This is a genomic window from Aminobacter sp. P4_D5, assembly GCF_056401815.1.
Window position 1 is genome coordinate 1 of the sequence record NZ_JBFUIP010000712.1, and the last position, 713, is coordinate 713.

The 713-nt window shown below is 73.1% G+C and carries 2 protein-coding genes; both read right to left on the reverse strand.

Features of this window, described 5'->3' with window-relative positions; all coding sequences use genetic code 11:
• The coding region (locus tag AC1DWF_RS34495) for an acyl-CoA dehydrogenase family protein (protein ID WP_476842976.1) at positions 1-294 on the reverse strand (294 nt) is incomplete at its 3' end.
• A 4-nt stretch (positions 295-298) separates the two neighbouring features.
• Positions 299-713: DUF533 domain-containing protein (locus AC1DWF_RS34500; protein WP_476842977.1), on the reverse strand; the 415-nt coding region annotated here is incomplete at its 5' end.

A 713-nucleotide genomic window follows, 5' to 3' on the forward strand; every position in this document is an offset into this window, starting at 1 on the left:
GGCCATGACCGCGCCGACCGCGCCCATGTTCGCCTCGACCGCGATGCGGCCGCAGACGGCGCAGGCCTTGGCCATCTCCTCCACCACCAGCACGGCATCGAGGTAGGAGCCGCCCTGGCCGCCCCATTCTCGCGGAATGGTCAGGCCCATGAACTTCGCCTCGGTCATGCGGCGGACCATCGGCCAGGGATATTGCAGGCTGCGGTCGGTCTCAGCGGCCTGGGCGGCGGCCTCCTGCGCGAGCTCGCGGGCGGCGGCGCGAAGGCGCTCCTGCGCGTCGGTCAGCGTGAACATGACGTTATCCCCCTTGGCCCCCTAGACGTCGTTCGATGGCCGCGATGGCGGCCTTGTCCAGCCTCAGTGCCATCCCCAGCCGGTCGAGCCAAGCCCGCTCGCCGGCGCTGAGCTCGCCTGCCGCGCCGAAGGCGGCGGCGTAGAGCTGCGCGGCCAGCATCGGATCGCGTGCGCCGCCGGCCAGATCCTCGATGCTGGCGGGATGGTCGAAATCGCCGAGGACATGGTCGCGCTCGGCTTCCGTGAGGCCTGCCGCATCCAGCCGCGTGGCGATGGCGGCGCGCTCGGCCTTGTCCACGGCGCCATCGGAGCGCGCGGCGGCGATCATGGCGCGGAGCAGGAGCCGGGCCTCGGCGGCTTCCGCATCGGCGGGCGCCTCCACCTGCGGCGCCGGATGCGGGGCGACATCGGGGATGCGC